The 2,309-nt window shown below is 74.1% G+C and carries 3 protein-coding genes; all 3 read right to left on the bottom strand.

Annotated elements, in window-relative coordinates; all coding sequences use genetic code 11:
* Positions 1-809 (bottom strand): dTDP-4-dehydrorhamnose reductase (rfbD, locus tag AC0IWM_RS23645; RefSeq protein WP_471759106.1); only part of this gene is annotated, 809 nt, incomplete at its 3' end.
* Between the two features lie 21 nt (positions 810-830).
* The gene (rfbB, locus tag AC0IWM_RS23640) at positions 831-1,898 is read right to left on the bottom strand and encodes a dTDP-glucose 4,6-dehydratase (RefSeq protein ID WP_471759104.1); all 1,068 of its coding nucleotides are present in this window, start codon (positions 1,896-1,898) and stop codon (positions 831-833) included.
* A 105-nt stretch (positions 1,899-2,003) separates the two neighbouring features.
* Positions 2,004-2,309: dTDP-4-dehydrorhamnose 3,5-epimerase family protein (locus AC0IWM_RS23635; RefSeq protein WP_471759102.1), on the bottom strand; the 306-nt coding region annotated here is incomplete at its 5' end.

Raw genomic sequence — 2,309 nt, 5'->3', positions numbered from 1 at the left:
GCCGTCAGGCTCGCCGTCGAGAGCACCGAATGGGCCGGCCGCCGGGCCGGGGTCGGGAAGGCGCTGGTGGGAATGGCGTCGACCGGCACCGCGCGGGCGCCGCGCCGGGCCGCGCCCGCCACGATGGCGCGGGCAAAGCCGCACCAGGTGGTGGCGCCCGCATTGACGAAGTGGTGCGTGCCCGTGGGCGCGCCGGGATCGCGGGCCAGCGCCTGGGCGATCTGGGCCAGGCCGGCGGCGAGGTCGCCCGCGCTCGTCGGGCTGCCGTGCTGGTCGTCGACCACGCTGAGGCGCTCGCGCTCGGCGGCCAGCCGCAGCATCGTCTTGACGAAGTTGCCCCGGTGCGGGCTCACCACCCAGGCGGTGCGGATGATGGCGTGGCGCGGGTTGGCGCTGCGCACCGCGATCTCGCCGGCCGCCTTGCTGGCCCCGTAGACGCTCTGCGGGTCGACCGGCCTGTCGGGGGTGCAGGGGGCCTCGGTCCGTCCGTCGAAGACGTAGTCGGTGGAGACGTGCACGAGGGGAATGCCGGCCCGGGCGGTGGCGGCGGCCAGGAGCGCCGGCGCCACCGCGTTCAGGCTCCAGGCCGCGGCGATCTCGCTCTCGGCCCTGTCGACCGCGGTGTAGGCGGCCGCGTTGACCACCGCCGCGTAGGGGCGCGCGCTGAGAGCCGCCGCGATCGCGGCGGCGTCGGTGACGTCGAGCGCCGTGCGGCTCGGGGCGTGCAGGCGGGTGCCCGCGTCCCAGAGCGCCGGCGCCTGCAGCTCGGTGCCGACCTGTCCGGCCCCGCCGAGGATCAGGATGTTCATGGTCTCGGGCATCGGCGCGGCTCAGGCGCGGCCGGCGGGAGCCGTGCCCAGGCCGAGGCGCTCGCCGGTGTAGCGGCCCTCGCGGATCGGGCGCCACCAGGCTTCGTTGGCCAGGTACCAGCGCACGGTCTCCTCCAGGGCGCGCTCGAAGTCCTGGGTCGGGTGCCAGCCGAGCTCGGCCTCGGCCTTGGCGGGGTCGATGGCGTAGCGCCGGTCGTGGCCGGGCCGGTCGGCCACGTAGGTGATCAGCCGCTCGTGGGGGGCCTGCTCCGGGCGCAGGCGGTCGAAGGCGGCGCAGAGCGCCTGGACCACGCCGAGGTTGTTGCGGACCGCGCGCCCGCCGAGCAGGTAGGTCTCGCCGACCCGGCCCCTCTCCAGCACGGCCACGAGGCCGCGGGCATGGTCCTCCACGTGGATCCAGTCGCGCTCGTTCAGGCCGTCGCCGTAGACGGGCAACGGCTTGCCCTCCAGCGCGTTGAGGATCATCAGCGGGATGAGCTTCTCGGGGAAGTGGCGCGGGCCGTAATTGTTCGAGCAGTTGGTCACCAGCACGGGCAGGCCGTAGGTCTCGTGCCAGGCGCGGGCCAGATGGTCGGAGGCCGCCTTGGAGGCCGAGTAGGGCGAGCGCGGGTCGTAGCGGCTGGCCTCGGTGAAGAAGCCGTCGGGCGGCAGCGAGCCGTAGACCTCGTCGGTGGAGACGTGCAGGAAGCGGAAGGCCGCCTTTTCGGGCCCCGCCAGCGTCTCCCAGTGGCTGCGCGCCCCGTCGAGCATGACCTGGGTGCCGACCACGTTGGTGCGGATGAAGGCGCCCGGATCGGTGATCGAGCGGTCGACGTGGCTCTCGGCGGCCAGGTGCATCACCGCCTCGGGCCGGAAGTCGGCGTAGAGGGCGTGCACGGCCCCCGGATCGCAGATGTCGGCCTCGACGAGGCGGTGCCTGGGGTCGCCCGCCAGCGGCTGGAGCGAGATCGGGTTGGCCGCGTAGGTGAGCGCGTCGAGGGTCGCCACCTCGTGCCCGAGCGCCTGCACCAGGTGCAGCACGAGCGCCGATCCGATGAAGCCGCAGCCGCCGGTGACCAAGATGCGCATGGGATGACGGGTCTCTCGTGAGGCCGGATCGGCGGACGATCCGGCGATGGGGTGATGCGGCGGGACCGGCGCCGGCCGCCGCAAGAATCGTCCGCCGCAGGAGCTTCAGAAAAGCGGCGGAAGATCGGCCAGGCGCGGGGCGACCCGGTCCTTGGCCGAGAGCTGGGCCTCGGCCTCGCTCACCGGCCAGGCGATGGCGAGCGCCGGATCGTTCCAGAGCAGGCCGCCGTCGTGCTCGGGGCTGTAGACCCCGCCGGCGACCTTGTAGGCCACCATGGTGTCGGGTTCCAGGGTGCAGAAGCCGTGCCCGAAGCCGACCGGGATGTAGAGCTGCTCGCCGGCTTGCGCATCGAGGCGCACGGCCACGTGCCGGCCGAAGGTGGGCGAGGCGCGGCGCAGGTCGACGGCGAC

The organism is Methylobacterium sp. AC433 (genome assembly GCF_979253015.1).
The sequence above is the reverse complement of the archived record's forward strand: the minus strand, read 5'-3'. Positions and strand labels throughout refer to the sequence as shown.

What these genes read in the sequence shown, in the direction of transcription:
- rfbB (WP_471759104.1), bottom strand. Translation starts at nt 1,898, where the DNA reads ATGCGCATCTTGGTCACCGGCGGCTGCGGCTTCATCGGATCGGCGCTC.